Origin of the sequence: Caballeronia sp. GAFFF2 (assembly GCF_023631485.1) — a bacterium.
Lineage (GTDB): Bacteria > Pseudomonadota > Gammaproteobacteria > Burkholderiales > Burkholderiaceae > Caballeronia.
Genome location: NZ_JALQDA010000030.1, coordinates 93,865 through 120,175, shown reverse-complemented (window position 1 = coordinate 120,175; position 26,311 = coordinate 93,865). Strand labels below are relative to the sequence as shown.

At 60.8% G+C, this 26,311-nt stretch carries 23 protein-coding genes; 9 read left to right on the top strand and 14 right to left on the bottom strand.

All coding sequences use genetic code 11. From position 1 onward, the window contains the following. Positions 1-2 precede the first annotated feature (2 nt). Positions 3-692: a 4'-phosphopantetheinyl transferase family protein gene (locus NCT04_RS22760; RefSeq protein ID WP_250467827.1), complete on the bottom strand. Its 690-nt coding sequence runs from the start codon at positions 690-692 to the stop codon at positions 3-5. 319 nt (positions 693-1,011) lie between these two features. On the opposite strand from NCT04_RS22760, the gene NCT04_RS22755 reads away from it, so the two are divergent. Together NCT04_RS22755 and NCT04_RS22750 are read left to right on the top strand one after the other, a co-directional pair. After that, entirely contained in the window at positions 1,012-1,674 is a 663-nt protein-coding gene (locus NCT04_RS22755; protein WP_244831123.1) for a response regulator transcription factor, read from the top strand. Further along, the gene (locus tag NCT04_RS22750; RefSeq protein ID WP_250467826.1) at positions 1,671-2,987 is read left to right on the top strand and encodes an ATP-binding protein; all 1,317 of its coding nucleotides are present in this window, start codon (positions 1,671-1,673) and stop codon (positions 2,985-2,987) included. The genes NCT04_RS22755 and NCT04_RS22750 overlap by 4 nt, the downstream gene beginning before the upstream one ends. A 155-nt stretch (positions 2,988-3,142) precedes the next feature. On the opposite strand, the gene NCT04_RS22745 is transcribed toward NCT04_RS22750, so the two are convergent. The 8 genes from NCT04_RS22745 to vgrG are packed head-to-tail and all read right to left on the bottom strand — an operon-like array spanning position 3,143 to position 13,582. Then, positions 3,143-4,129 carry a type VI secretion system baseplate subunit TssF gene (locus NCT04_RS22745; RefSeq protein WP_250467825.1) on the bottom strand — a complete coding sequence of 329 codons (987 nt, stop codon included), beginning with the start codon at positions 4,127-4,129 and terminating at the stop codon, positions 3,143-3,145. After that, a complete protein-coding gene (locus NCT04_RS22740; RefSeq protein WP_250467824.1) occupies positions 4,108-6,732 on the bottom strand; it encodes an ImcF-related family protein in 2,625 nt (874 codons plus the stop codon). The genes NCT04_RS22745 and NCT04_RS22740 overlap by 22 nt, the downstream gene beginning before the upstream one ends. After that, positions 6,725-7,969: a KPHS_23130 family T6SS system protein gene (locus tag NCT04_RS22735; RefSeq protein ID WP_502800693.1), complete on the bottom strand. Its 1,245-nt coding sequence runs from the start codon at positions 7,967-7,969 to the stop codon at positions 6,725-6,727. Before NCT04_RS22735 ends, NCT04_RS22740 begins: the two co-directional genes overlap by 8 nt. A 4-nt stretch (positions 7,970-7,973) precedes the next feature. Then, positions 7,974-8,222 carry a PAAR domain-containing protein gene (locus NCT04_RS22730; protein ID WP_244829230.1) on the bottom strand — a complete coding sequence of 83 codons (249 nt, stop codon included), beginning with the start codon at positions 8,220-8,222 and terminating at the stop codon, positions 7,974-7,976. A 32-nt stretch (positions 8,223-8,254) separates the two neighbouring features. Beyond that, positions 8,255-9,868 carry a T6SS phospholipase effector Tle1-like catalytic domain-containing protein gene (locus tag NCT04_RS22725; protein WP_250467822.1) on the bottom strand — a complete coding sequence of 538 codons (1,614 nt, stop codon included), beginning with the start codon at positions 9,866-9,868 and terminating at the stop codon, positions 8,255-8,257. Between the two features lie 14 nt (positions 9,869-9,882). Beyond that, a complete protein-coding gene (locus NCT04_RS22720; RefSeq protein ID WP_250467821.1) occupies positions 9,883-10,365 on the bottom strand; it encodes a DUF3304 domain-containing protein in 483 nt (160 codons plus the stop codon). Next, entirely contained in the window at positions 10,359-11,192 is an 834-nt protein-coding gene (locus tag NCT04_RS22715) for a DUF4123 domain-containing protein (protein ID WP_250467820.1), read from the bottom strand. The genes NCT04_RS22720 and NCT04_RS22715 overlap by 7 nt, the downstream gene beginning before the upstream one ends. Beyond that, positions 11,189-13,582, bottom strand: a complete 2,394-nt coding sequence (gene vgrG, locus NCT04_RS22710) for a type VI secretion system tip protein VgrG (protein ID WP_250467819.1) — start codon at positions 13,580-13,582, stop codon at positions 11,189-11,191. The genes NCT04_RS22715 and vgrG overlap by 4 nt, the downstream gene beginning before the upstream one ends. Before the next feature lie 219 nt (positions 13,583-13,801). On the opposite strand from vgrG, the gene NCT04_RS22705 reads away from it, so the two are divergent. Continuing rightward, entirely contained in the window at positions 13,802-14,902 is a 1,101-nt protein-coding gene (locus NCT04_RS22705; protein ID WP_404989374.1) for a LacI family DNA-binding transcriptional regulator, read from the top strand. A gap of 15 nt (positions 14,903-14,917) precedes the next feature. Here the strand turns inward: NCT04_RS22705 and NCT04_RS22700 are convergent, their stop codons facing one another. After that, on the bottom strand, positions 14,918-16,735 hold the full coding sequence (locus tag NCT04_RS22700; protein WP_244831110.1) for an IlvD/Edd family dehydratase: 1,818 nt from the start codon (positions 16,733-16,735) through the stop codon (positions 14,918-14,920). A gap of 214 nt (positions 16,736-16,949) precedes the next feature. On the opposite strand from NCT04_RS22700, the gene NCT04_RS22695 reads away from it, so the two are divergent. From NCT04_RS22695 to NCT04_RS22685, 3 genes are read left to right on the top strand one after another with little or no spacing between them, the layout of a single operon-like run. Further along, the gene (locus tag NCT04_RS22695) at positions 16,950-18,338 is read left to right on the top strand and encodes an MFS transporter (protein WP_250467818.1); all 1,389 of its coding nucleotides are present in this window, start codon (positions 16,950-16,952) and stop codon (positions 18,336-18,338) included. 52 nt (positions 18,339-18,390) lie between these two features. Next, positions 18,391-18,846, top strand: a complete 456-nt coding sequence (locus NCT04_RS22690) for a YaiI/YqxD family protein (RefSeq protein WP_250467817.1) — start codon at positions 18,391-18,393, stop codon at positions 18,844-18,846. A 53-nt stretch (positions 18,847-18,899) separates the two neighbouring features. Further along, on the top strand, positions 18,900-19,073 hold the full coding sequence (locus NCT04_RS22685; protein WP_250467816.1) for a hypothetical protein: 174 nt from the start codon (positions 18,900-18,902) through the stop codon (positions 19,071-19,073). 82 nt (positions 19,074-19,155) lie between these two features. On the opposite strand, the gene NCT04_RS22680 is transcribed toward NCT04_RS22685, so the two are convergent. Continuing rightward, positions 19,156-20,196: an aldo/keto reductase gene (locus tag NCT04_RS22680; protein WP_250467815.1), complete on the bottom strand. Its 1,041-nt coding sequence runs from the start codon at positions 20,194-20,196 to the stop codon at positions 19,156-19,158. A 29-nt stretch (positions 20,197-20,225) separates the two neighbouring features. Further along, the gene (locus NCT04_RS22675; protein WP_244831106.1) at positions 20,226-21,023 is read right to left on the bottom strand and encodes an SDR family NAD(P)-dependent oxidoreductase; all 798 of its coding nucleotides are present in this window, start codon (positions 21,021-21,023) and stop codon (positions 20,226-20,228) included. Between the two features lie 105 nt (positions 21,024-21,128). On the opposite strand from NCT04_RS22675, the gene NCT04_RS22670 reads away from it, so the two are divergent. Continuing rightward, positions 21,129-21,677: a MarR family winged helix-turn-helix transcriptional regulator gene (locus tag NCT04_RS22670; RefSeq protein WP_250467814.1), complete on the top strand. Its 549-nt coding sequence runs from the start codon at positions 21,129-21,131 to the stop codon at positions 21,675-21,677. Between the two features lie 26 nt (positions 21,678-21,703). Here the strand turns inward: NCT04_RS22670 and aqpZ are convergent, their stop codons facing one another. After that, a complete protein-coding gene (aqpZ, locus tag NCT04_RS22665; protein ID WP_244831104.1) occupies positions 21,704-22,435 on the bottom strand; it encodes an aquaporin Z in 732 nt (243 codons plus the stop codon). Positions 22,436-22,817: 382 nt separating this feature from the next. Between aqpZ and NCT04_RS22660 the strand changes: the two genes are divergently transcribed. Continuing rightward, positions 22,818-23,564, top strand: a complete 747-nt coding sequence (locus NCT04_RS22660) for a glucose 1-dehydrogenase (RefSeq protein ID WP_250467813.1) — start codon at positions 22,818-22,820, stop codon at positions 23,562-23,564. Positions 23,565-23,612: 48 nt separating this feature from the next. On the opposite strand, the gene NCT04_RS22655 is transcribed toward NCT04_RS22660, so the two are convergent. Further along, positions 23,613-25,184 carry an alanine/glycine:cation symporter family protein gene (locus NCT04_RS22655; RefSeq protein WP_250467812.1) on the bottom strand — a complete coding sequence of 524 codons (1,572 nt, stop codon included), beginning with the start codon at positions 25,182-25,184 and terminating at the stop codon, positions 23,613-23,615. A gap of 290 nt (positions 25,185-25,474) precedes the next feature. Here NCT04_RS22655 and NCT04_RS22650 point away from each other — a divergent pair, with 290 nt between their 5' ends. Continuing rightward, entirely contained in the window at positions 25,475-26,284 is an 810-nt protein-coding gene (locus tag NCT04_RS22650; RefSeq protein ID WP_250467811.1) for a class II aldolase/adducin family protein, read from the top strand. The last annotated feature ends 27 nt before the right edge of the window (positions 26,285-26,311 follow it).

The window sequence follows — 26,311 nt, the reverse complement described above, 5'->3', positions numbered from 1 at the left end:
GGTCAAATTGCATCGAACGGACGCTCCCAGCCAAACGCTCGCACGCGTTCGAACGGTCTTTCGAGCACGACAGCGCCACGCGCTTCGCCCGGCAAGAGCAGCGGAAGCGTATGCCACGTCGTCTCCTGCGCGGCCCGCTCTTGCAGCGATCGCACCTCACCGCGTTCCGCGCGCGCTCGTGCGGCTGCGAACAAATCCTTCGTATCGCGCGGCGCGAACAGATTCGGCGCTATCTTCAGCCCTACTCTGTCAGCCGCCATCGCAATGACGATCCAGATACCGCAATAAGCGATGTCGACGCCGACCGACTGGCCATCGCGCAGATTCGCCACCACGATGCGTTCCTCGGGCCCTTCCTCCAGCTTCACTTCGTGTTGCCGGCACGCGAGCACCCCGGAAAGCAGCAGCCGAAGCGTCGCCCGTCCGACGCCAAAGCGCCGTCCCACCGCCGCGTTTGGATGAATGCGCGCGCGTTTGCGCTCGGCGACCGTGAGCCAAAGACCGACGTTCGATGCGGACACGAAGCGGAATTCGGTAGGCACGAGCCAGAGCGCGAGTTCGCCCGGCGCGGGGAGCCGTTCGAACATGACATTCGACTGCGAGAGATCGTAATGTTCCCAGGCCAACGGGCGGGCGAGAACGGCGGAAGGCGGCCGTCGCGGGGCTTTTTTCGTGGGCGCGGTGGTGGTCATGTCTGTCTTATGGGCGAACGGGCGGGCGATGATTCCGTGCAGAGCGACACCGTTGCAGCCGAGACTTAGCTCAAGCTTAGGATTGGCGGCGATGCGGGTTTTCGCGGATGGCATGGCCCATCGAGCAAACGATTCGCCTGGTCTTTTATTCCTAAGCACCAGCTAAGTCTACGCTTCGAGACTTCAGACTCAGTCAAGAAGACGCATCCTCCATGCCGATGTCCCCATCCCCCTTCTCACTCGGTGTAAAGTCGCTTTTGCCGCCCTTTTCGCAGATGTTTTGCGCGCGGGGGGGAAGGTGAGCCCACGGAGAAATGGCATGAGGGTGTTGCTGGTCGAGGACGACCGCATGATCGGCGAAGCTGTGCAAGACACCCTCAAGGACGGCAGCTACGCTGTCGACTGGGTGCGTGACGGCCGGCTTGCGTTGACGAGCCTGGAAACGCACAGCTACGACGTTGCCCTGCTCGATCTGGGCTTGCCGGGCAAGGACGGCATCGACGTGTTGCGCGCGGTGCGGGCCGGCGGCAATTTGGTTCCGTTACTTATCATCACCGCGCGCGATGCGGTGGAAGAGCGTATTCGTGGCCTCGATGCAGGCGCGGACGATTACATCCTCAAGCCCTTCGAGATGTCCGAACTGCTCGCGCGGATGCGCGCCGTGGTGCGGCGGCGCAGCGGTCAGGCGGCGCCCGTCATGTCGAACGGCATCATCTCGCTCGATCCCGCCACGCGCGAAGTCACGGCCGCGGGCAACGTCACGCGTCTGTCGAGCCGCGAGTTTGCGTTGCTTCAGGCGCTCATGCTGCGCCCCGGCGCCATTCTCTCGCGCACGGAACTCGAAGACCGCATCTACGGCTGGAATGAGGAAGTCGAAAGCAACGCCGTCGAATTCCTGATTCATTCGCTGCGCAAGAAGCTCGGCGCGCAGGCGATCAAGAATGTGCGCGGCGTGGGCTGGATGGTCTCGAAGCAGACATGAACCGTTCGCTCCAGTTTCGTTTGTCGGCATGGCTGTCGGTGTTGATCGTGGCGATTGCGCTCATCGGCGGCTTCATCGCGTTCAAGACGGCTTTTCACGAGGCGAACGAGTTGCAGGACGGGCAGCTCAAGCAGATCACCGCGCTCGTGACGCCGCGCAGTCTCGCCGTCATGCGGCGCGAAACGCTTGCCGATGTGCCGGGTGTGGACTTCGCATCGAAGATCGTGATTCAGACACTCGATGAACGCGCGCCGCTCGCGCTCTCCGCCGACCTGCGGGACGGCCTTCAGTATGCGAACGTGGCTGGCCTGCGCTGGCGGATCATCGTGAAGACGCTCGAAGACGGCGTTCGTGTCGTGGTCGGACAGAAGACCATGGGGCGCGACGAGATCGCGCGCAACAGTGCGCTTGCCACCGTCATTCCGTTCGGCACGCTCGCGGTGGTTTTGCTCATCACGCTTCATTGGCTCGTGCGCCGCATGTTTCGTCCGCTCGCGCTTTTGGCGGGCGATCTCGATCAGCGTCCCGAGCACGATCTCTCGGCGCTCACGGAAGATACGGTTCCTTCCGAGATCACGCCGTTCGTCGTGGCGATCAATCGCCTGCTGATCCGCGTGGACATTTCGCTGGCGATGCAACGCCGCTTCGTCGCCGATGCCGCGCATGAACTGCGCTCGCCGCTAACGGCGCTTTCGTTGCAGGCCGAGCGCCTCGACGCCTCGGAGATGCCCGCCGCCGCGCGCGAACGATTGTTCTCGTTGCGGCGAGGTCTCGCGCGCACGCGTGCGCTGCTCAATCAGTTGCTCACGCTCGCGCGCGTGCAGGACAAGACCGTGGGCAAGCCGAGCAGGCTGCGTGTACAGGAAGTTTTTCGCAACGTGCTCGAGGATTTGATGCCGCTTGCCGAGGCGAAGCGTCTGGACATCGGCGTGTCGAGTACGGAGGATGACGTGGTGATCGACGTGCCCGAGGCCGAGCTTTCGATCTTGCTGAAGAACCTCGTCGATAACGCCATCCGCTATACGCCGGAAGATGGGCGCGTGGATTTATCGGCCGGCGTGATCGATGGCCGCGCGTTCATTCGCGTGGAGGACTCCGGCGCCGGCATTGCGGCGGAAGAAAGGGAGCGTGTGTTCGATCCGTTCTATCGCGTGCTCGGCACGGATACCGAAGGCTCGGGTCTTGGTTTGTCGATCGTCGCCACGGTGGCGGCGCGGATCGGCGCGGAGGTTGTGTTAAGGGATGCGGAACCGCATGGGCTGGTTGTGGTGGTCAGGTTCGCGGCGGAAAGGGAAGTGCGGAGAGCGGCTTGAAGCGGTCTCTCACGCAAGTACGGACAGTGTGCGACGAAGCCGTCGTCGACCGGCAGCGCCACGCCAACAATTCCAGACAACACAGGTATTGCGCAAGCCGCCGGCAGACGTCGCGGGCGACGACCGTAGTGATTGACGCGCTGCGGTAACGCGAATCAAAATGGCGCCCGCTCGAACTCCATCACCGGATACACGGTCTGCTTACCCTCGACGTCCAGCACCAACCGCATCGCATGATGAAAACTTGCATAGCGGCCCACGAACCGGCTTAGCACATCACCGAACAGCGCTGCGTCACCCGGCCCGTCGAATGCCCTAGCATCGAGGCGCACGTACACGCGAACCTCGCGTCGCATATGTCCTTTGCCCACCGACTCATGCTCGGCCAACCACACGTCTTCGATAGCATCGATGCGCCGCTGAGTACTGTCGTCAGGCGACCAGTCGTAAAGCTCCAGCGCCTCGCGAAATGCAGGTGCGCCCACCATCCCGATCATGTTCAATTCATTCGCGCCGCCCGCCGTGAAATGGCCGAGCAAGCGCCAGTCGTACTCCGGGTGATGGCGCGGCGGATACAACGGCAGCGTCGGCGCGCTCAGGTTGCGCACCGACGCGATACCGGTAAAGCCCGACACTGTCTCGGTGATCGTCGCCTCGGAAAGCGCCATGCGCGGCAAGCGTCCATTGTTCGCCAGTGCCCTCACCGTCAGATGGCGATCCGGTTGCGGACGGTTCTCATCGTGCGCAGCGTCCGCGTGGAGACGCTCCCACAACTGCCCGGATAGCGTCAGCCAAAGCTCCCGGCCCGTCACGCCCAAACGCATCGACGTATGGAAATAGCGCTCTGGCTTCTCGTACTGCAGCGTCCAGCCGCGATGGCGAAAGCTCGTGAAGGCGCTATATGCGTGACGTGCGCTGTCCTCCGGATCTGCGGCGGTCACTGCGAGCACGTGATACGGCTCGACGTGCCCCGCCACGCCGGGTTGAACGCGATGTTCGCGATCATGCCAGTCCGTAGGTCGCAGCGGCAGCGCATCCACTTCGAACAGGTTGATCACTGGTGTGCAGAACAGACGGAAGCTCTCGCGACACACCGGATAATCGCCCGGTACGCGCCCGCTCAGTCGCCGAATCCCGACCATTGCGAGCCAAGGCTTGCGGCAGTGAGCGCGGCATCGTCGCGTGCCTGCGTGAGTTCCGAAAGCTTGCCCTGAAACACCGCCTGTGCCATCTGTCGGGCCATCGCCTGGGCGTCGGTGCTGGTGGCGATTTGCTGCAGCTTCAGGCGCATGGTCGTGGCCACCGTCAGGAAGTGCGCGAGGCTCACGCCGCTGAAATCGGCGACGCTTTTCGTGGGCTTGCCGTTCGACTTGCTGGCCGTGCCCGTCACCACGTCATCGCCCATCAACGCGAGCAGCGGGCCGAAAGGTTTGTCCAGCGGATCGACTTCCTGAGCACTCGCGATGCCTGTCTTGTTGCCGATCAGGTCCTGTGCTTTGCGCACTAGCGTATCCGAGAGCGCCTGCGAGGGACGTCCCGCCTGTGCCTGATACTGAACCGATTTCATCAACGCAATCAGCGGCGAGGTCTGCGCATCGGTCAAGCGCGTGAGCTGCGTGATCGCGCTGCCTAGATTGGTCGCATTCTGCCATTGCAGGCTGTTCAGCATCGCCTGCCACGCGGCGGTATAGCTTGCGAAATAGCGCGCGCGCAGGCGCTGCCTCACTTCCTCGATGTCCTGATGCGCTTCGAGCGCCGCGCCCGGCACGCGCGCGGCGCGTTCGTCGGCGAGCACCCAGTCGGCCGCCACGCGCCCTTCCTTGGCGGCCTTGTCGATTGCCTCGCCGATCATGCCGTCCCATGCGGCGCGCGTGTAGATGCCCGGTACGGTTTGAGTCGTCGTGAATAAGCCGCGTGCGTCCGCTCCGTTGATCAGCGTCACGAGCGACATATCGGCGTATTTGCCCTTCGCCTGCTCCAGCACGGATTGGTAGAGCGTGTCGTCGGAGTTCTGCAGGCCGATCTGATTGACGAGCATGTTGCGCGCGGCTTGGGTCAGATCATCCGATGCATGGAGTCGCCATTCAGGATGCGCGCGCAGATGAGACGCGTAGAACGACGCGAGCCGTTGCGAGGTGTCGAGCCATTCGCCCGTGCTCATGCCGGCGATTGCGGGCCATGTGGTCGGCAACTGCTTGGCGAGGTAGGCAGCGTCTGCGTGTTGAGGTTGCGCCAGCATCAGATACGTTTTGAGCGCGTCGTAGTCGTGCTGCTGTTCTTCGGTGCTGGGCAGTGCGTCGGCGCGAGACTGAGCGAGTTGCGTGAGCGTGGCTTCGAGTTGATGGGCGGACGGATCGCGCAGGTTGCGCGCCGCGATGCTTGCATAGGTCGGCCAGAGCGCAGCGAGTATCCGATCGTTGTGATTCAGGCCTGCACGCATGTACCACGGTGCGCCATGTTGCTGGCGATATTCCAGTGTGTCGATTTTTTGTTGTAGGGCGAGTTGAGCGCGTATTGCTGCCGGCGTGCCTAGCTTCGTGGCAAGGGCCGTGTCGACCGCGGCCCGTACATCGGCCATGACGGAGCGATTGCCGATGAACGAGACGGTCAGCGCCGCGCACCAGCCTATCGCTCCAACCATTACCAGGGCCGCGAGCGCGTTGGGCCAGTAGAACCCCACCCGACGTCCATAGGGTGCTCCACTATGTTCTGCAACGGTCTGCCAAATGAGGCGCCGCTCGAGCTGGCGCGGCACCACGCCGTCTTGCGTTTCGCCGCGCTGAAATGCGATTAGCTCCCGCTCCTTAAAGAGCGGAGCAAAGAGCAGCCCGTGCACCGGGTGACGCCAGAGGCGAGACTGAGCGGTTTGTAAAACGAGGTTGAGCAGCCCGACATGCAACTCGCTGATGTGTTGCGATACCTGCGCCGCATACCGATCGTGGGCATCTTGAGCGAGGCGTCTTACACCACTGTCCGCAAGACGATGAGCAAGCGCGCTGAGCAAGGGTTCGACCGCATCGGCTTTCAGACGCCTATCGGACCAAAGAATGCCAATCGCCTCCTCCGAGACAGGGAGCTTGTCCTCGAAATCCGTTGCATTCACAAGATACACAGGCGCCGCCCAGCCCAGCGTCCGAGCCTGACGCGTGAGCCGCTGTGCGAGTTCTTCCGAATCAAATGGAGCGTTCTTGTAATGCCGATTGCACATCACGGCTACGATCGCATCAACGGGCCGTCGGCGACGGAACCGACGGATCTGGTCGAGCCAGTCGGCATCGATAAAATCAATTGTCTGCGCCGCATAAATCAGAACCGCACCACTGGTGATCTCATAGCCGTTCTTGGCAAGCCCTGGCGCAAGGCGTTTGACGATCGACTCGTCGCCACTCACAAGAATCCAACGATCACGGTACCGCCAGCACCTGCCATGGCGGTCGCGAAGCGCTAATTTCAGTGCTTCCCGTTTGATCGGCACAGACTCTTTGCGCACCGTCTCGGCCGCACTCAGCCGGGCGCGCGGATCGCGTTCGAATTGCTCCTGCTTGCGCTGCAGGGCAAAGCGCGCTGTCAAGCGCCATGTGCTTGACAGCGCGCCCCGTGCACTGAGTACGATCGCGCCCATCATGCACACAAAAATCACCCTTCGGGCAGCAGATGGATCGAGTTCCGAGCCATGGGACCAAGCGTAAAGTGAAGCGAGCGCGGTCAGCGCTCCCACAAAAATCCAATAACGAGATTTAGGCAATTTCTATTCCGTCGCGTGTCGATGTCTGGCCTCCCGGCTGCGCGACCGCAACGCGAAACCTGCCTTCTCTCCATGCCATTAGTTGTGGGCGCTTGGTATCCGCCGCGTGCTCGATACCGAGCGTGAGCGTGAGCCATCCGGTCGCGCCGTCGAGGCGATCGAATGTCTTGTCAATGTCGTGAATACCGGACAATTTCTCAGTCTTTGACACGCCGGCCACCAAGCTTGAAATGTCTCGGGAGATGATTGATTTCTCGTCGGACTCCAGAGCAGCTTCCCATAGATCACTAATTTGATCGCCTGTCGCGTGCCCAAACCGCAAAGGGGTTGTCAGTACAGCCCTGCACTCCTCCGACTCACCTTCGATCGGCCGGTGCAGTATTGCAAGCGGACAAAGCTCATAACGATAGGCGAGCGGCGCCCATGACAGCAGCAAGGCGACCGCAGCTTCGGTGCTGTCGTCGAATGGCGCTTCACGAAGCTGTACAGCAGCAAAAAGGACGAACCGTTCCAACTTTGGCCCACCTCGAACATCGAGCCATTCATCCAGCGCCATCACGCCTTGTTCGGGTTCGATCAGAATGGCAGTGGTCGGTCGAAGTTTCGCGGCGGTCCAACAAGCTTGCCATGCCGCAAGCGAGGTGTCGCGATCCGCCTCCTTGGGCAACTGCAGACGAACGGCAAATGGCGCGTCATGGGGAATCTTCCGGACTACATCGACCATCGCCCCGATCAGATCTCCGAAGCAGGCGCGATAGCGTGATGGATCATCGTCGTCACCGACCAGCGGCAGTTCCTTGTAGTTGCTAACCGAGACTGCGATTTCCCCTGTCGGCAGTTCGGCGGTGTTCGCAGGCTCCGCAATGAGCCTCGCCATGTTCGACGTGCCGGCGCCAGTTAGATAGGCATAGCCGAGCACCGCGAGCGGATCGCGGGCAAACTCCACTGCTTTTTCTCGGTCTGCGCGCAGTGTTTCGTTCACTGCGTCGATCCGATCACATTCCTGTTCGTGATAGAGCCAGCGCAATCCGTAGGCAAGCGCCCAAAGCAGAAAAGGAATGCCTAACAGCTGGATCCAGAACCATGCTGTGCGCGTCGATTCGTTCTTGGGCCACGCGACGAAGGTATAAACGGCGCCTCCCGCCATGACAACAGCAAGAAGCACCAGCCAAATAATCATCCGTGGCGGCTCGGGACGGGTCTCGGATGACTCTGCCGGGGGTAAAACGACGGGCATCCGTCTACCGCAAGCTAGAAATAAGGCGACAGCCGCACGTAGCACGAAAGCCGTGCCGGGCGACTGGAACCCCGCCGTCGGTCGTGCCATCGTCACCGTCGATGACGAGGTTAGGCTTGATGTCGTGCAAAGGGCAACTTACCTCGTCTCCTTTGCGCGCGACATAGCTACCGCCGAAGCGCATGGTCTTCGAGGCGGTAATGACTTTGCCACCGTGATCGGTGTCGTCGCCAAGACGGATGAGATCAATCATTTCGTGCTCCTTTTACTTGTCTTCGAACCAATTTATGCAATTGCCTCAGTGTTATCCGAACGCTCACGCGCTGAGGCAATGCTCCAGTCGTTTTCGGGCATGTAGGAAACGTCGCCGAAGTACATCATTCGCCAGTTCTGAAGCTTTGAAAAATCGTTTCCAAAGCCGGCTACAGAATCGTGTACCAAGTAGTCAAAAAAATCGAGTTCAGCTTGCGCGTCGCTTGGTTCGCCGATGATTAAAGACACGTCTTCATAAGCACGGGCCAACGTCAATTCCCTCAGGGTCAAGGTCTTCCCATTCAGTTTCTTAGTCTCTGCTTCCGCCGTCGCACTATTGATCGCAAGACCGCCTTTGGTGATAAGACGTAGTTGCTCGTCCTGCTTTGGCACCAAGTCGCTGTTATTTGTCTTTGCAAGTATTTGCTTTGCCTTAGGCAGACGTGCGCGTGCGGCGGAATCGTTGGTCAGCTTGGAGAGGTGACTACGTGCGACGTAAAGCGGGAAAAGATGATCGGAGACAGCTTTCTCAAGTGATCCGGCGGCTCGAGCGCGCCGTTGATATCGATTGAACAGAGCCGCGGTCTTGGGAGAAAGACTAAACGACGCTTGGACCTTTGCACCGAGCGTGCTTAAAGATCGCAGCGGTACGCCGGCAGTTCGAGCCGCACGATACATGTGTAGCAACGGCACCTGACTTAGCTTTTCCGCGTCTTCCAGCGCTTTGGTCTGTTCTGCGGGCGCATAGCCCCCACCTACGTCTGAGTGCACTCCGGGATAGACGATCTCAAAACAATTCGGTGGATAGTGCTTTCCGTCACGCACGGAATCCAAGGGAAAAGAATCGCGGACCTCATGCGCGGCGACGTAGTGAATGCACTGTTCTACCATTGCCGGAATCTTTAGGCTTTTCGCCCAATCGTAGTGACCATCTTTCGGTGCAATACTAAGTCCGACGCTCAGAGCCGGCGATATGGCGTAGGTGGCGAATTTTAGGATTGGACTATGATCGACGGATTTGGCACTAGCGGGTAACCCTGCGGAGGCAACCGTATCGAACAAGCCCATGAAGTACACCCGGATCGGGTAACCTTGATAGCGCCATCCGGCGGAGTCCTGTCGGCAATCCTTGGACAGGCGAACAGCAAAAGCACGCGCCAGGGCTGCGCCTCGTGAAAAGCCGAACAGCGCGACGTTGATCATTCGAATCGGTTGCTTAGGGTTCGTCGCGCGAGCTTTCGCTTTGGAGATTCTCTGATCGAACTGAGTCCTTGCCCACCGCAAACGCTTGTCTCCACCGCTAGCGAACGCAAGTCCCGGCGTGCTCGCTGTCATCTCGCCGACTTCAGGGAAAGGTGTGCCGAGCCCGTTGATATAGATTCGATATGTGCCTGTCCTTTCTTCATCTTCAGCATGTGCCGCATGAAGGCGTGCAACGTTACTATGTGCCGACTTTTCTGTGTCAATGTAAAGATTGTTTCCTGTACCGTCGAAGAAGACAGAAATCCAAAGCGATTGCGAACAGTCTGAAGTACCAGGCCGCTTTTTCTCATCGAAGCAAGCCATAGATTCCGCACGCTTTTCACGCTCACTCGAAGTCAACGGCCGCAGACCAGCCGAGGAAGGAACCTGAGTAATGTCCAACATGGCTATTTATTCTCTTATCGTACAAAGGGCATGCGTCGCTCAAGCTTCAATCGCGGCGGCGAGGGTCCATCCGAACTAGATATGGCGGCCTCAATATGACCGTCCGGGTAGAAGTGAATCTCAAGATATTTCGGATTAGGAGGAATAGAGCCTCTTACTTCGACTCGTACTTTTTTGGCTGGCTTGGGCGGATCGACGATTTTCCTTGAAGGATAGGATTCGAGAGCGTCCATTGAGTATCCAACCTCGACCCAAAAGGGCATTTTTGTCTTGCGACTCATAATGACGCAGCAGGAAACACTTCCACCGCCAGAAGTCGGCGTGCTTAGCTCAACACTGCCTCCCCCCTGACCATTCACTCCGAAGTTCCAGAAGGCGCGATCGGTGTAGTTGTATCCAATTATTCCGAGCATGTATGGATCTTGTGTGCACCCCCCGAGACTCGTAAGCGCCAGCAAGCTTGCCAATGCAATACGTTTAAATCGCCTTTTCAGCATGATTTCGGCTCCTCTTGTTCCTCTTGTTTATGTGCTGCGAGCAAAGCCGATCCCACCCGGTTAGTCAGCAACATATGACTGAGCAACTCCTCGGTTGTTGCCTGCGCGACAATCCCCTCGCAGACCCGGTAGCGAGTCTGTGCATCGAACTCAGCGAGGAGATCGTCATCGCTCAGCTGCAGCGAATGCAACACGGAATCAGGCAAACTGGCGTCCACAAAGACCTCAGTCTGTTGCTCGCTTAGCCGAAGGGGACCGCAGTATGAGTCTTCAGTCTCGTCCGCCAAGATCAATTTCTGCGTCTCACCATACCTATCGAGATACCACCATTGTTTTGCAAGTCCGAGATACGCCCGACGCTGCTCGGCAGACAAAGCGCGGTCAAGCACGGCAAGCGAGCGCGTATCGAAAAATTTCATCTGCCATTCACTGCCGTCCTCGCACAATGCATCTAGCCGCTCGCTCAGGCCGCAGATCAGATCGTCGGTTGGCAGGCGAGAGAACAGGAACGACACGCCGCGGTAATCATCTACGCAGGCGTGCGCCAGCCGCGTCAGGAGCTTCGATGGCTTCTCGGCCCCTCGCGCGATACGAACCAGGTACGGACCATACTGACTGCGTCCATCCTCCGACTGCGCATCGAAAATTAACGACAGCCGCTGATTGCTGATGTCCTGCCCCAGCCACTGACGCAGCTCGCGATAGAGCGGCGGAAAAGCCACGCCATATACCAACGCGTAGGTCTGAATATCTTGATTGGCTTGCTGAAATTCATGAATCGCCGTACTTAGCGCCTGTGCTTCGAGTTCTGGGTTGTTCGATGTCATTTCGTACCCAACAGTGCGCCTTGCGAGAATTCCGAAAGCAGACATGGAATGCAGATGGACTTGGGCAGCAACGGGAGTTCCGGCTGCATTGACGCGGGGCCGGGTCGGTCCCAGGACGCACCTCGCTCCAGGATGGCGCCCATGGTTCCGTTCTCGATCTGGCTAGCGTTGATCTTGATGTACGAGCCGCCCGCGCCAATCCACACTTCCTTTTTCGCGGCGAGGACCAATCGGCCCTCCGTGCTCGTGACGGTGACGTCCTTCAGGGCCGTCAACGCCATCTCGTCGCTGTGCGCCTCGATCCTGACCTTCCCTTTGGCGGCGATTAACTCGATCCCAAGCTTATGCGCGCACAGCGAAATGAGTTCGCCAGCCGCCATGCGCAGCCGCCGCATGATGCTCACGTCCATGTGCTCCCCTGCGGTTACAATCACGTTCTCGCCCGCCGAATGCTGGACCGATTTCGGCGTAACGAAGGCCATGCCACCCGGTGTGCTCGCGAGTAACCCGGCATCATGAAGCTGGCTCAACCCGTCCACGAGCGCCGCCTGCGTGTCCTTGTCAGCCGCGTCAGCGTTGGCCTGCTTATTCGCGTCTACGAGAGCCGTCACGCGCTCGAACGCCACCTTTAATTGCTGGATCGCAGCAGGCATCTCCAAGTGCGGCGTATCAGCGCCAGCCGCCGCATCGGCCGAAAAAAACAGTCCTTTCGCTGCGCGCACGGTCCCCCACGCCTGGGTGGTCGCTTCAAAGCCCTCGCCTCGCGCGAGCTTTTTACTGTTGAGCAGATAGCCCTGATTGAACGCCGTCTGGCTGTAGACCGTGGCGATACGCGCGCTTTCCTTGCCTCGCAGATCGTTGAAGACGATCTCGGCGCCGAGCAGCGGCGCGCGCCAGATTGCGTAACTGAACATCGCATCGGCGCCGTGCACCACGTCCGGATGCGAGTAGTCATGGAGCGCTCCCACGATATGCATGCGATCTACATCGGCATGCGCCGCACCAAGCAAAACCTCCGTGGACGGCAGCAAAGGCGAATGGAAGCCACCTTGATAAGACGAAGACGGACGAAGCAGCCGCAGCTTCAGCAACTGCTTGTCAGTGTTAGCCGTTCCCTGCAGGAACTTCGGCAACACAGGATATCGGCCATGCTCGTCCATGCAGCCATAAGGCGACGAGTCAAACGTCGTGACGACGCCAACGACCGGTCCCTTCAGAAATCTCCAGTCGCGTTCATAAACGAAGTCGGGACGGTAGGCCAGATGCGCGGGCATCGCCTTGAAGCGGACATGCGCCGGTTTCGATCGGCTGCCCTTCATCGTCATCGACTCGACCACGAATCCATACGGAGCGCTCGCCAGCTTCGTATTGGTCAGCTTGACCACCACGCCTGGCGCCATGCCCTTCGCATTGCTCTTGCCCGAAAGCTTTACCTGCTTTGCAATCTGCTCATCGCGCCGCGTCTGTGCTCGCGACTCACCCTGCTGAGGCGTCAGATGAAATTCCGCGCTACCGCTGATTCGCCCGAACACCGATTGGTCATTGGCCTCATTGGAAATGCTCGCGCTCGCCCGCAGCGGATCTTCCGGCGTGCGGTAATTGCGCTCCCACAACTCGATGGCGGCCGGCACCAGCGTACGCGTCTCGCTGACCGAGAGTGCAGCCTCATGCCAGTTGCTGTTCATGCCCGAGTCAGAGAGCAGGGGTACGTCGATCGAGCGCACGTACCCGCGCGGATTGTCCGTGAACACGAGCGTGTCCAGTTGACCATCCTTGCCTCGACCCTGCTTGTAAAACCAGCATATGCCTCGACGTTTTGCATGACGTGTCACGAAGGCCCACACGGACTCCTCGTACATCACAACCTGCTCCATCTTCTCTTGCGCGCCTTCCAGATGGAACTCGATATCGAAGGCATCGATGTTCTTCCGGTCGACCAGCAGTCGCGTCACCATTTCCTGAAAGGTGATGTCTTTGAATACATCCGAGCCATGCACGCGCTTGCAAAGCGCGGCAAACCGAGGTTCGATCCGGAGTTTGTAGGTCGCCTCATCGCGGTTCGCTTTGATGCGTTCGAAGCGCGTGACGATGCCATTGAAAGTGGCCGCCTCGTGATCGACAGGCTGGACATAATTCACCGACGGGACGGCTACTCGCTCGTCGATCTGCAAGCCCGCACGCCGACCCACGCAGAGCTTGCCATCGATATCGAGACGCGGCGAGGTAACGGTGACCTCCGCCTTGTAGTCATCGCATAATCCTGCTTTGACCTTGAACTTGAGCACGTCGAGTTCGAGCTCGAGCGTACCGATCCATATGCTCAAACGCTGGGTGAGTCGCGCGCTTGGATGCTGCAGCGCGTCCGTCAGTTTTTTCGTTACAGCATTCATTCGCTTCCCGTTCAGTTGAACGCAACGTATGGAACCGTCGCGCCTGGAGCTTTTTAGCGCAGGAATTTAGGGCTGCAACAAAAGAACGTCAATCGATCGGCTGACAAACAGGAATAGTCTCAAGTAGCCAAGGTCACGCGTCATCGTCTGAACGCGAACTTGCCCCCCACAAGCCGGTATGATTACCCCCATCGAATCATCACCGCGCAACGCCCCGGCATGACATCAGTCAACGATCCCACATCGCCCACCGCCGCCCCCGTCCGCATGGCCGATGTCGCGCGTATCGCCGGGGTGTCGAAGATGTCGGTGTCGCGCGTTTTGACAGGCCAGCACGTCAGCGAAGAGACGCGCGCGCGAGTCATGGATGCCGTGCTGAAAACCGGCTATGTCGCCGATGCCATCGCGGGTGCGTTCTCTTCCGGCCGAACGAATGTCGTCGCGGTCATCGTGCCGTCGTTATCGAGTTCGAATTTTGCGGAGACCGTGCGCGGCATCAACGATGTCGTCGAGGCGCGCAGTCTGCGCCTCTTGCTCGCCAACACGGACTATCTGCTCGAAAGGGAAGAAGCGCTCATCCGCGCGCTCCTGAGTCATCAGCCGCGTGCCGTCGTCATCACGGGAGGTCAGCACACGTCCAAGGCGCGCGCCATGCTCAAACAGGCGCGCATTCCAGTGGTCGAAATCTGGGAGATTCCCGCGAAACCCGTGGATCGCGTCGTCGGCTTCTCCAACGCGGACGCGGCCGCCGCGATGATGCGCTATCTCTATGCGCGCGGCTATCGGCGCATTGGCTTCGTGAGCAGCGCATCGCACCTGGATTTGCGCGGCGTCGCGCGGCGCAATGGCTATCTCGGCGCCGTGAAGGAAGCGGGTCTGCACGACATCCGCGAAATCGCGCACACGGACTGGACCACGGACATGGCGCACGGCGCGGCCATGGGTCACGGCGGCGCGGCGCTCGAACAGATCCTCGACCGATGGCCCGATACCGACGCCATCATGTGCACGAGCGACATCCACGCGTTCGGCGTCATCATGGCGTGTCATCGGCGCGGTATGTCGGTGCCGCGCGATATCGCGGTGGCGGGCTTCGGCGACTTCGAAGTGTCGCGCCATTGCTATCCGACCATCACCACCGTATCCGTCGATGCCTACGGGATCGGTCACGCCACCGGCGAATCGCTGCTCGCCGCGCTCGACGAGTCCGAGACACCCAACGCGTCACGGCGCGAAATCGCGCAGGCGCGTCCCGACCGGCAGGACGTGCCCACGTTCATGCGTGTGCCTTACGAAGTCATCCCGCGAGAAAGCGCGTAAAGACCTCGTTACGGCTCAGTGGTTGTGCCGCGACTCGCCGCGCGTCTCGATGATGTCCTGATAGCCGAGCGCCGGCTCAAGACACGCGCCGCTGCCCTGCTGCCCGACCATGCTGCGATAAATCTCTTCCCACGGCGTCTTGTTCTGCAACTCGATAGGCACGTACGCTTCGCGGCGCTGCGCCATTTCATCATCGCCGATCAGCACGTTGACCTTGTAGTTCTGCAAGTCGATTCTCAAGCGGTCGCCCGTCTTCAGCAGCGCGAGGTTGCCGCCCACCGCCGCTTCCGGCGATACGTTGAGAATCGAAGGCGTCGCGCAGGTTCCGCTTTGGCGGCCATCGCCCAGTGTCGGCAACTGCGTGATGCCTTGCTTGATGAGCGCGGCGGGCGGCTGCATGTTCACCACTTCCGCGCCGCCCGGATAACCCACCGGCCCGCAATTGCGAATCACCAGCACGGAACGTTCGTCGATCTCGAGCGCGGGGTCGTCGATACGCGCGTGATAATCCTCCGGTCCCTCGAAGACGATCGCCTTGCCTTCGAACACGTTCGGATGCTCGGGATCGGAGAGAAAGCGCTTGCGGAAGGCGTCGTCGATCACGCTGATCTTCATCACCGCGCTGTCGAACAGATTGCCGGAGAGCACGACGTAGCCCGCCGCCGGCTTAAGCGGATCGTCATACGCGCGAATCACTTCGCGATCCACGTCTGCGACGGCGGCCAGGTCTTCGCCGAGCGTCTTGCCCGTGACCGTACGCACGCTCGTGTCGAGCTTGCCTGCCGCCTGCAGTTCGCGCATGACGGCCGGCACGCCGCCCGCGCGATGGAACGCCTCACCGAGAAAGCGGCCAGCGGGCTGACAGTCCACCAGCAAGGGAATCTCGGGACCGAGGCGCTGCCAGTCATCCAGCGTGTGATCCACGCCCATGTGCCGCGCAATCGCGATCATGTGAATCGGACAATTCGACGATGCCCCGAGCGCCGCCGCCGCGACCACGGCGTTTTCGAAAGCGCCCTTGGTCATGATGTCCGAAGGCCGCAGATTCTCGTGCACCATGCCGACAATGCGCTGCCCCGTGCGATACGCCACCCAGCCGCGTTCGCGATGCGGCCCGGGAATCGCGGCGCAACCGGGCAAGGACATGCCGAGCGCTTCGGCGAGCGAATTCATCGACAACGCCGTGCCCATGGTGTTGCAATGCCCGACAGAAGGCGCGGACGACGACACTTCGTCCATGAACGTCTCATAGTCGATCTCGCCGATGGCGTGACGCTTGCGCGCGTCCCAGATGATGGTGCCCGAGCCCGCGAGCTTGCCCTTCCACCAGCCGTCGAGCATGGGACCGCCCGACAGCACGATAGCCGGAATGTTGACGGTCGCCGCGGCCATCAGACACGCGGGCGTGGTCTTGTCGCAACCGGTGGTGAGCACCACGCCATCGAGCGGATAGCCGTGCAGGATTTCGACGAGCCCGAGATACGCGAGATTGCGGTCAAGCGCGGCGGTCGGGCGCTTGCCGGTTTCCTGGATCGGATGCACGGGGAATTCGAGTGGAATGCCGCCTGCATCGCGGATGCCGTCGCGCACGCGCGTCGCCAGTTCCAGATGATGCCGGTTGCAGGGCGCGAGATCGGAGCCCGTCTGCGCAATGCCGATGATCGGCTTACCCGACTGCAATTCCTCGCGCGTGATGCCGTAGTTCATATAGCGCTCGAGATAGAGCGCGGTCATGCCGGGGTTCGAGGGATCGTCGAACCAGCGGCGGCTGCGCAGGCGCTTCTTGTTCTGCGCGTCTTCGGATTGGGGAGCTGAGTTATTCGTTGGTGTCATGACAGTACTCGCGATACGTTGACGACGGGGTTCCAGCCTACGCGCATCCGGGCAAATGCCCATTAGCGCTTTCTTGTAGATCGGCATCCCTCCATGTTAGATTTTGTTGACGGTTACCGATAACCGGGTTTATCCGAAGGCGGCGGTTTTCGTCCGGCTTTCAGATCGAGTGTCGTCAGAGAGACACCGCGCAGGAATCAGGAGACACGAGAAGATGACGTCCCACCACGATGCGTTGGCGCATGCCGGCGCGCTTCCGCTCGATCGTCCTTCCGACGGCGCTTCCGCGCCCGTTTCCGCGAGGCAGCTTCGGCGCGCGATTCTCACGAGCGCCGTCGGCAGCGCGCTCGAATACTACGACTTCGCTATCTTCGGGCTGGCCACGGCATTGATCTTCAGCCGCGTGTTCTTTTCCACGCTCGACGCGAGCGCAGGTCTGCTCGCGAGCTTCGCGACCTACGGCGTGGGCTTTCTCGCGCGTCCGCTCGGCGGCTTGTTCTTCGGCTCGCTCGGCGATAGGAAAGGCCGAAAGTTCGTCCTCTTGCTGACCATCGCGATCATGGGCGTATCCACGACGCTCGTCGGCTTGCTGCCCGCCGGTCCGCTCGGCGCGGTCGGGCTCGTCTTGCTGCGCCTCACGCAAGGATTCGGCGCGGGCGCGGAACAGGCGGGCGCATCCACCTTGATGGCCGAAGTCGCGCCCGTGAAGACGCGTGGCTTCTTCGCGGCGCTTCCGTTCGTCGGCATCTTCGCGGGCTTCGGCATTGCGACGGCGACGTTCAGCATCATGCAGCACTCGATGGATCAGGCCACGCTCCTCGCCTGGGGCTGGCGCATTCCGTTCCTCGCGAGCGTCGTGCTGATCGGCGTCGCCATCTGGATACGCTTGCGTCTGCGCGAAAGCCCGACCTTCGCCGCGCTCGAAGGCGGACACAAGGTCGCGCGTTCGCCGATGCGGCTCGTCATCAAGGACGCGCGCCGCACCGTCGTCGCGGCCGTGCTGATGCGGCTTGCGGAACAAGGCGGCTCGACCATCTATACGACCATCGTGATCGCGTTCCTCAGCGGCACCGTGGCGGCGCGGCACGGCGTGCCGCCAGCGGAACTGGCGCGCGTGGGCACGAGCGGCGCGCTCATCGCTACTTTGTCGAGCGTGATTACCACACCGCTTTTCGGGGCGTTGTCGGATCGGCTCGGGCGCAAGACGGTGTATCGCGGCGGCGCGATCTTCATGCTGCTCTGGGCGTTCCCCGCGTGGTGGATGGTGAGCACCGGCAGCTTCTGGTGGGTCGCGCTCGCGATGTTCGGCGGGCTCGCCATCGGCGCAAACAGCATGCTCGGGGCGCAGTGCGCGCATTTCGCGGAACTCTTCGGCAATCGCTATCGGTACTCGGGCGTGGCCTTGTCGCGCGAGATCGGCGCGGTGTTGTCGGGCGGACTCGCGCCAATTCTCGGCATCTATCTGATTGGCCGCGCGGGCGGCGGCTTCTGGGTCATGGGCGCATACACCGCCGTGTTGTCGGCGCTCACGCTCGTCGGCGTCGCCATGTCCACCGAGACCCGTGGCCGCGATCTCACCGACTTGCGCGACGCCGTTCGTTGAGCGTTGGCATCGGGAGTATGATCGGCGTCTTCCTTCGAGCGGACGCCAGTCAATGGAAATTTTCGTCGATGCCGACGCCTGCCCTGCCATCGTCAAGGACATTCTGTTCCGCGCCGGGCCGCGCGTGGAAGTACGCGTGACGCTCGTCGCCAATCAATTTTTGCGCACGCCCGCGTCGCCGTGGCTGCGCGCGATTCAGGTGCCAGCGGGCTTCGATGTCGCGGATAAGCGCATCGTCGAAATGGCGCAAGCCGGCGATCTCGTCATCACCGCGGACATTCCGCTTGCGGCCGCCGCGCTCGCGAAAGGCGCGCATGTGCTCGACCCGCGCGGAGAATGGATGAACGCGGAAAATATCGAGGAGCGACTCTCCATTCGCGCGATGATGGATCAGTTGCGCAGTTCCGGCGTGCAGACCGGCGGCCCGCCGCCCTACGCTCCGCGCGATGGCAAGAAGTTCGCGGGCGAACTGGACAGATTTCTCGCGAAGCGGTCCGCCACAAAGTAATCTTGTTGCGCAAAACGCATCACATAACGTAATCGTAAAGTTCGGTTGATACGATGGCGCCTCCTCTCAATCCCCTGATAATCGACGTCATGAAGAAAGCTGTTTTCGCCGCACTGCTGGCCGCCACCACGTTCCTTTCCGTTACCACCGCTTTCGCGGCCCCCCACCATCATGCCGAGTGCCACAAGGTGCGCGTGCATCATCATTGGGAACGCCACTGCAAGTAACGGCTGCCTCGTGCGGTCTTTGAAAAGCCTCGCTTAATGCGAGGCTTTTTGTTTTTTGGGGCCGAGGCTCGCGCCCCTTTCCTTATCGAACCGGCGTCAGCGGATAATCCAGCAAATCCGCCTTGCCGCCCGCCAGCCGGCTGCGCGTTCTCTCTGCGTTCACCACGTCATGCGGAAAACCGAGCGGCGTGGCGCTTGCCGCATCCAGTCGCGCGAGCTGCTCTGCACTAAGCGTGACCGCGAGCGCACCGAGGTTGTCGTCCAGCTGCTTCAAGGTACGCGGTCCGATGATCGGCAACACGCCCTTCGCGAGCACCCACGCGATCGCCACCTGCGCCGCCGATACACCCAGCTCATTGGCGATGGCGAGAACCGCGTCGACCGTGGCGGTCTTGCGCGCGTCGCTTTCGTCGTGGATCACGACACCGAGTCCTTGCTTGCGCCCCGTCTCGCCTTGCCGATACTTACCGCTCAGAAGCCCGCCTCCGAGCGGCGACCAGGCCACCGTGCCAAGACCGAAAGCCGCGGCCATTGGCAGCAACTCGCGTTCGACGGTGCGCTCGACCAGGCTGTACTCGATCTGCAACGCGCTGATCGGCGCCCAACCGCGCATCTCGGCGATCGTCGCCGCCGTCGCGACGCGCCAGGCAGGAAAGTCCGATAGCCCCGCATAGAGGATCTTGCCGGCGCGCACGAGGTCGTTGAGCCCGCGCGCGATCTCCTCGCTTGGCGTCACGCCGTCGGGCATGTGCACCCAGAGAAGATCGATGCGATCGGTATCGAGCCGTTTCAGGCTTGCATCGACCGCCTGCACCATCGCCTTGCGGCTGTTGCCGGTGCGCTGCAGACCCGCGTCCGGCGACGCCCCGAGCGAGAATTTGCTCGCGAGCACGATGTCCTCGCGCTCCGCCTTGATGAACTCGGCGAGGATGGTTTCGCTATCGCCGAACTGATAGCTGTCGGCGGTATCGATGAAATTGCCGCCCGCCGCACGATACGTATCGAAGACCGTCTTCGCTTCGTCGCGCTCCGAGCCGTATCCCCAACCCGTGCCGAAGTTGCCCGTGCCCAGAGCCAGCGACGATACCTTCAGTCCCGTACTTCCGAAAATGCGATAACGCATGTCGATCTGCTCCTCTCCGTTTCCGGCGATCAGGCGCGATAGCGCGGCGCGGCGGTGCCGTTCTGCGATGCGCGGAATAGCGTTTGACGCGCTTCTTCGAAGCTGTGCAACAACTGCGCGTCGTGTACCGACGGCATGGTGATGGCTTCACCCTGATCGAAACCTTCGAGCGCGGCATCGACCATGTCTTCGGTGCGCATGACCGTGCCCGCCGCCAGCGAGTCGAGCGGCACGCCCGATTCGTCCCAGATTTCCGTGGCCGTCGCTGCGGGCAGCACCGCTTGCACCTTCACGCCGGTGTTCGCGAGTTCCAATTGCAAGCCGCGCGTGTAGTTCAGAACGAATCCCTTTGTGCCGCTATAGACCGCGCTGACGGGCAAGGTGTCGAGCGCCAGCACCGAAGCAATGTTGATGATCGCGCCTTCGTTGCGCGCGACAAAACCGGGCACCACGGCTTGCGTCAGACGAACGAGCGCGGTGATATTGAGCGCGATCTGCGTGGCCGTATCCGCCACCGATGACTGCGCCACCGGCCGCAGCCGCGCGAGTCCCGCGTTATTGACGAGCACGTGGATGTTCGCTTCGGCCGCGATGCGCTGCTCGACGCGTTGCAGATCCGCCTCGCTGGTCAGGTCTGCGACGACCGTCTCGACGTTCACGCCATGCGCGCCGCCAATCTCGCTCGCCAGTTCGCGCAGACGGTCGGCGCGACGCGCGACCAGCCACAGATCGTAGCCGCGCGCGGCCAGACGTTGCGCATACACCGCGCCGATACCCGACGACGCGCCCGTGACAACCGCAATCTTGCGGGATGCTTGATTCACCATGACTTCTCCCTGACGAAGGATTAAACTGGAGTTAGTTGAGGGCTCAAGTATATGTGTATTTGCCCGAAGCTTGTCAAGCGCGAGGCAATCAACCATCCTATGCGTATGGAAAAGAAAGCTACATCTAAGGCACGAGCAAAGCGTGCCGAGTCCGTCCCGACTATCGAGTCCGATGCCGCGGACGTGTTTGCACCGCTCGCCTGCACGAACACGGCGCTGCGCCGGGCATCGCGTCGACTGAGCCAGCTTTATGACGAGGCGCTCGCGCCGCTCGACATGAAGGCGACGCAAATGGCGCTGCTCTCGCAGATCGATCGATACTGCAAGGAGCATGCGAGCGAAGGACCGTCCCTGCAGGAACTGGCGTCGCGGCTCGGCATTCAGGTGTCGGCGGTGACGCATGCCATGCGTCCGCTCGTGCGTGACGAACTGGTGGAACTACGCGCGGATGCCGAGGACAAGCGCTCGAAGCGCTGTGTGCTTACGGCGTTGGGCAGAAAGCAATTGAAGGCCGCGCTCGCGTATTGGGTGGCTGCGAACCGGCGCGTGGATCGCGTGCTCGGAGCGGGCGCTGCTGCGACGTTGCGGACGCTTGCGGACAAGGTCGCATCGGATGATTTCTTCGAGGCTTATCAGGCCGACAGCGCGCGGTAGCTTCACCGCGCGCCTGGGGCTTGGCGTCAGCTCACCTTGCGGCCCACGATAGGCGCGGTGGGCGACAACGACCCCGACATCGCCGGATAGATCAGGCCCGCGAATATCGCGCCCACTATCGGCGCCACCCAGAACATCCAAAGTTGCTGGATTGCCCACATGCCCGCGAAAAGCGCGGGACCGGTCGAGCGCGCCGGGTTGACCGAGGTGTTGGTCACCGGAATGCTCACCAGATGAATGAGCGTAAGGCAGAGTCCGATGGCGATCGGCGCGAAGCCGACCGGCGCGCGCTCATGCGTGGCCGCGAGAATGACGAACACGAACATGAACGTCATCACGACTTCGGACACGAGTCCCGCGCCTAGCGTGTACTTGCCGGGTGAATGATCGCCGTATCCGTTGGCGGCGAATCCCGCGAAGCGGTCGAAGTCTGGCGCACCCGCTGCGACATATGCGAGCACGGCCGCACCCGCTATGGCGCCAAGCACCTGAGCGACGATATAAGGACCGACATCGCGCGCGGGAAAACGGCCCGCAACCGTCAGGCCGATTGTGACAGCGGGATTAACATGGCATCCGGAGATGGGACCGACGGCGTAGGCCATCGTGAGAAGGCTCAGTCCGAACGCGAGCGACACACCAAGGAGCCCGATTCCGACAGTCGAGAATTTTGCCGCGATAATCGCGCTGCCGCATCCGCCCACCACCAGCCAGAACGTTCCGACGAACTCCGCCAACATTCGATTCTGTAGAGGCATGGCCTTTCTCCGCAGTTTAGTAAGTAATACCAATCTATCCGAAGTATGTGGAGCCGCTGTTGAATAAGCAGCCGCCGAAATCGCACCTTCTGTGCTCCTTAAGAGTATGCGAAAGTACGCCGATTGCTAGCCGGATGTTTCAGAATCGGTAATGCTCGCCATTGGGTCCCTTCACCTCTGAAGAATGCGCAAGCCGCGTGGTAATTCATCGTTCAATGAATAACCAGAGTTCGATTGTTCGTTAAATCCCGCAAATCAATTCGTCATATCGGGCTTTTTCAAGAGGCGGCTCACGGATACATTGCTTCTCAACGCAAGCCGGCCTGAACCTGATTCAACGCCGGCTTAACTTTCAGCGAATCATCGATAAAGGAAGACAGAAATGGGCAAGCTCACCGGCAAGGTTGCAGTCGTAACGGGTGCATCGAAAGGAATTGGCGCGGCAATCGCCAAGGCGCTCGCGGCAGAAGGCGCTTCGGTCGTCGTGAATTACGCAAGCAGCAAGGCGGGCGCGGACGAAGTGGTCGCGGCCATCACCGCGGCAAACGGCAAGGCGACCGCAGTGGGCGGCGATGTGTCGAAGTCGGCGGATGCGCAAGGAATCGTCAATGCCGCCGTCGAAACCTACGGACGGCTGGATATCCTCGTGAACAACTCGGGCGTGTACGAGTTCGCACCGGTCGAGGAAATCACCGAGGAGCATTACCATAAGCAGTTCAGCGTGAACGTGCTCGGTGTGCTGCTGACGACCAAGTTCGCTGCGGCGCACCTCGGCGAAGGCGGAAGCATCATCAACGTGAGTTCGGTCGTGTCGCGTATCACGCCGCCGCAAAGCGCGGTTTATAGCGGCACGAAAGGCGCGGTCGATGCCATCACCGGTTCCCTCGCCCGTGAACTCGGCCCGAAGAAGATCCGCGTGAACTCCATCAACCCCGGCATGATCGTGACAGAAGGCACGCAGAGCAACGGCATCATCGGCTCCGACTTCGAGACTCAGATCGTCGCTCAAACGCCGCTTGGCCGCGTTGGCCGCCCGGACGATATCGCGACGATCGCGGTATTCCTGGCCTCGGATGATTCGAAGTGGATCACCGGCGAGCAACTGATCGCCAGCGGCGGTATGCGTTAAGTTGAGCGGTAACGGGTCCTCGCGAGAGGACCTTCGATCACGCCGCCGTTAGCGGGTTGTCTGCGGCGGCGGCGTGGCGCTTTTCCGATCGTCCAGCCAATATTCTGTCTTCACGCCAATGTTCGCCGAGACGAACCTTCCGCCGCTTCCCTTCCGATAATCCGCCAGCGCGCGATACACGAGCCTTTGCCCGGCCAGCACGATGGGAACGTTGAGCAGCACCATGACGATATTCATCAGGTCCGACAACGCCCACAGGTTCGGCAATTCGAGGCCCGCGAGCACCGTCAACGCGCCGAACGGCACGAACACAAGCGAGCCGACGACTCTTATTCCCACGATGAACGCGCGCCCACGCGAGATGAAATTCGCGGAAATCTCCGCGAACGAGATCATGCCGAGCAACGTGGTGAACGCAAAAAGGCCGTAGCACAGACACATCACGATGCGGATCACGTGGCCCACCGACTCAGGCACCAGCGCCTGCACGGAAGCCAGATAAACCGTGATCTTCGATGCCCTCACCGATTCCCACGCCTGACCATTGACCGTGCCGGTCCACACGTGCGCCATCACGACGATGAAGCCCGTCATCGTGCAGATGACCATGGTGTCGAAGAACACGCCCAGGCTTTGCACGAAACCCTGTTCGCACGGGTGATCGTTATCGGCAATGGCGGCCGCCATCGTAATGGTGCCCTGTCCTGCTTCGTTCGACATCAGCCCGCGCTTCACGCCCTGCGCAAGCGCCGTGCCAATAGCGCCGCCGAACAATGCATGCGGCGCGAACGCCCCGACCACCACTTCGCGAAAGAAGTACGGAATGAGCGGCAGATTAATGAGGATGATAACGAGCGACATCAGGCAGAAGAGCGCGGCCTTGATCGGCACGAGTACATCCGTATAAGCCGTGACTCGCCGAATGCCGCCCATGATGATGAACGAACACGCGACGATCAACCCGCCCGCAATGAAGTAATAGACCGCCGATTGCCGCGCGAGATGCGTGCCGGCGACGGTATCGGCAATGGTGCCTATCGCGGTGAACACGTTGAACGTTTGCGGCGGCACGTTGAAAAGCGCATAGACGATAAACACGAGCGACAGAAACGTGCCGACAATTCGCCGGTCGCCGAGAATGCGGCGTCCATAAAACGGCAAGCCGCCGACGAACTCGTTCTGCTTTCTCTCCTTGAAGAGTTGCGCCAGTGTGGATTCCATGAAAGCGGTCGCCATGCCGAAGAACGCCGCGACCCACATCCAGAATAATGCGCCTGGTCCGCCGACGGAAATCGCGCCCGTGATGCCGACAATATTTCCCGGTCCCGCGCGCATCGCAAGTCCCAGCATGAACGATGCAAGCGCGCTTACGCCCGTGCTCGATGTCTGCCGGCGCAACATGATACGCACGATCTTGCGCATATTCATGGTCTGGACAAAGCGCGTGCGAATGGAGAAGTAAATGCCGACGCCAACCAGCAGCAGTATTGCGAAGGGGAACTGTCCGAGAACCGGAATCTGTGAATAAGCTTTGAAGTTGGTGGGAAAGTCCCAGAGAAAATCGGAAATGGGCGCGATGAATGCGAAGAACGCATTCACGGATTGGAAAAGATTTTCCACGCAGGCTTATCCTTTGTTGCTGCGACCTGTCCTTTAGGACGGTCGAATTGCAAAAATCTGGCTGATTGCGAGAGCATTGATGCGACCGGCTACGGGCGCGGGCGCTCATTATACTGTCACGCCGCGTCTCAAATAGTCCTGCATTCACGCGCGATTATTTACAAAGCTGTCCCCATCGCATAACTAATCAAGCCGCGCGCTCAATAGCGAATCACCTTTCGATGTTTGTTCGCGCACCTGCATGCCAGCAGAATGCCCTTCTCCATCGAATGCAAGGAAAGGTGACTGCAATGGCCGAAGCGGACAGCGCGACGCTCGTGGATATCGCGGATATCGCGGAAATCGAACGATTCGAACAGACAGGACGCATCGATCTTGCGGCCGCGCATCGCGCAGCGGTCATGCACGATCTGCACGAAGGCATCGCCAATCATTTCTCGCTGTCGCTGCCCGATCCGCGCGGGCGCTTTCTCGTCGCGCCATTCGGTTTGCATTGGTCAGAAGTCAAGGCCAGCGATTTCCTCACGCTCGATTACGACGCCAACCGCATTGCCGGAGAAGGCGTGGTGGAGCAATCGGCGCTATGCATTCACCTGCCGATCCATCAGGCAGATCCAGTTCGTCATGCCGCCGTGCTGCATACGCATATGCCCTACACGACCGCGCTCACGCGTCTTGCGGATCAGCGGCTGTTGCCTATCGGCCAGGCGGAATTGCTGCTGCTCAAGCACATTGCCTACGACGACGAATACACCGGGCTAGCCTACGACATCGAGGAAGGGCGGCGTCTTGCCGACCGTCTCGGCGACAAGAGCATCTTGTTCCTGGCGAATCATGGCGTGATCGTCACGGGGCGCAGCGTGTCGCAGGCGTATGACCGTCTTTATCTGCTCGAACGCGCGGCGCGCTTTCAGGTGCTCGCGTATTCAACCGGCAAACCGCTGCGGCTTTTATCGCAAGAGCAGCAGGACAAGGTGCATCGCCAATACACGGAAGCGGCAAGGGAAGGCGCGGCTTGGTCCGGCAAGCCCTACCACGTGCTGCATTTCGAAGCGCTCAAGCGTCTGCTCGATCAGCGCAATCCCGGTTACGCCCTCTGACCTCCCGCCACTCTTCTGCCGACATAC

Coding starts and splice junctions, on each gene's coding strand:
- NCT04_RS22730 (WP_244829230.1), bottom strand. CDS start 8,222: ATGATTGATCTCATCCGTCTTGGCGACGACACCGATCACGGTGGCAAA.
- vgrG (WP_250467819.1), bottom strand. CDS start 13,582: ATGAATGCTGTAACGAAAAAACTGACGGACGCGCTGCAGCATCCAAGC.
- aqpZ (WP_244831104.1), bottom strand. CDS start 22,435: ATGCCTCTACAGAATCGAATGTTGGCGGAGTTCGTCGGAACGTTCTGG.
- NCT04_RS22725 (WP_250467822.1), bottom strand. CDS start 9,868: ATGTTGGACATTACTCAGGTTCCTTCCTCGGCTGGTCTGCGGCCGTTG.
- NCT04_RS22700 (WP_244831110.1), bottom strand. CDS start 16,735: ATGACACCAACGAATAACTCAGCTCCCCAATCCGAAGACGCGCAGAAC.
- NCT04_RS22745 (WP_250467825.1), bottom strand. CDS start 4,129: ATGGTCGGGATTCGGCGACTGAGCGGGCGCGTACCGGGCGATTATCCG.
- NCT04_RS22685 (WP_250467816.1), top strand. CDS start 18,900: ATGGCGCCTCCTCTCAATCCCCTGATAATCGACGTCATGAAGAAAGCT.
- NCT04_RS22715 (WP_250467820.1), bottom strand. CDS start 11,192: ATGACATCGAACAACCCAGAACTCGAAGCACAGGCGCTAAGTACGGCG.
- NCT04_RS22650 (WP_250467811.1), top strand. CDS start 25,475: ATGGCCGAAGCGGACAGCGCGACGCTCGTGGATATCGCGGATATCGCG.
- NCT04_RS22705 (WP_404989374.1), top strand. CDS start 13,802: ATGACATCAGTCAACGATCCCACATCGCCCACCGCCGCCCCCGTCCGC.
- NCT04_RS22760 (WP_250467827.1), bottom strand. CDS start 692: ATGACCACCACCGCGCCCACGAAAAAAGCCCCGCGACGGCCGCCTTCC.
- NCT04_RS22660 (WP_250467813.1), top strand. CDS start 22,818: ATGGGCAAGCTCACCGGCAAGGTTGCAGTCGTAACGGGTGCATCGAAA.
- NCT04_RS22670 (WP_250467814.1), top strand. CDS start 21,129: ATGGAAAAGAAAGCTACATCTAAGGCACGAGCAAAGCGTGCCGAGTCC.
- NCT04_RS22690 (WP_250467817.1), top strand. CDS start 18,391: ATGGAAATTTTCGTCGATGCCGACGCCTGCCCTGCCATCGTCAAGGAC.
- NCT04_RS22720 (WP_250467821.1), bottom strand. CDS start 10,365: ATGCTGAAAAGGCGATTTAAACGTATTGCATTGGCAAGCTTGCTGGCG.
- NCT04_RS22755 (WP_244831123.1), top strand. CDS start 1,012: ATGAGGGTGTTGCTGGTCGAGGACGACCGCATGATCGGCGAAGCTGTG.
- NCT04_RS22675 (WP_244831106.1), bottom strand. CDS start 21,023: ATGGTGAATCAAGCATCCCGCAAGATTGCGGTTGTCACGGGCGCGTCG.
- NCT04_RS22750 (WP_250467826.1), top strand. CDS start 1,671: ATGAACCGTTCGCTCCAGTTTCGTTTGTCGGCATGGCTGTCGGTGTTG.
- NCT04_RS22680 (WP_250467815.1), bottom strand. CDS start 20,196: ATGCGTTATCGCATTTTCGGAAGTACGGGACTGAAGGTATCGTCGCTG.
- NCT04_RS22735 (WP_502800693.1), bottom strand. CDS start 7,969: ATGCCCGTCGTTTTACCCCCGGCAGAGTCATCCGAGACCCGTCCCGAG.
- NCT04_RS22695 (WP_250467818.1), top strand. CDS start 16,950: ATGACGTCCCACCACGATGCGTTGGCGCATGCCGGCGCGCTTCCGCTC.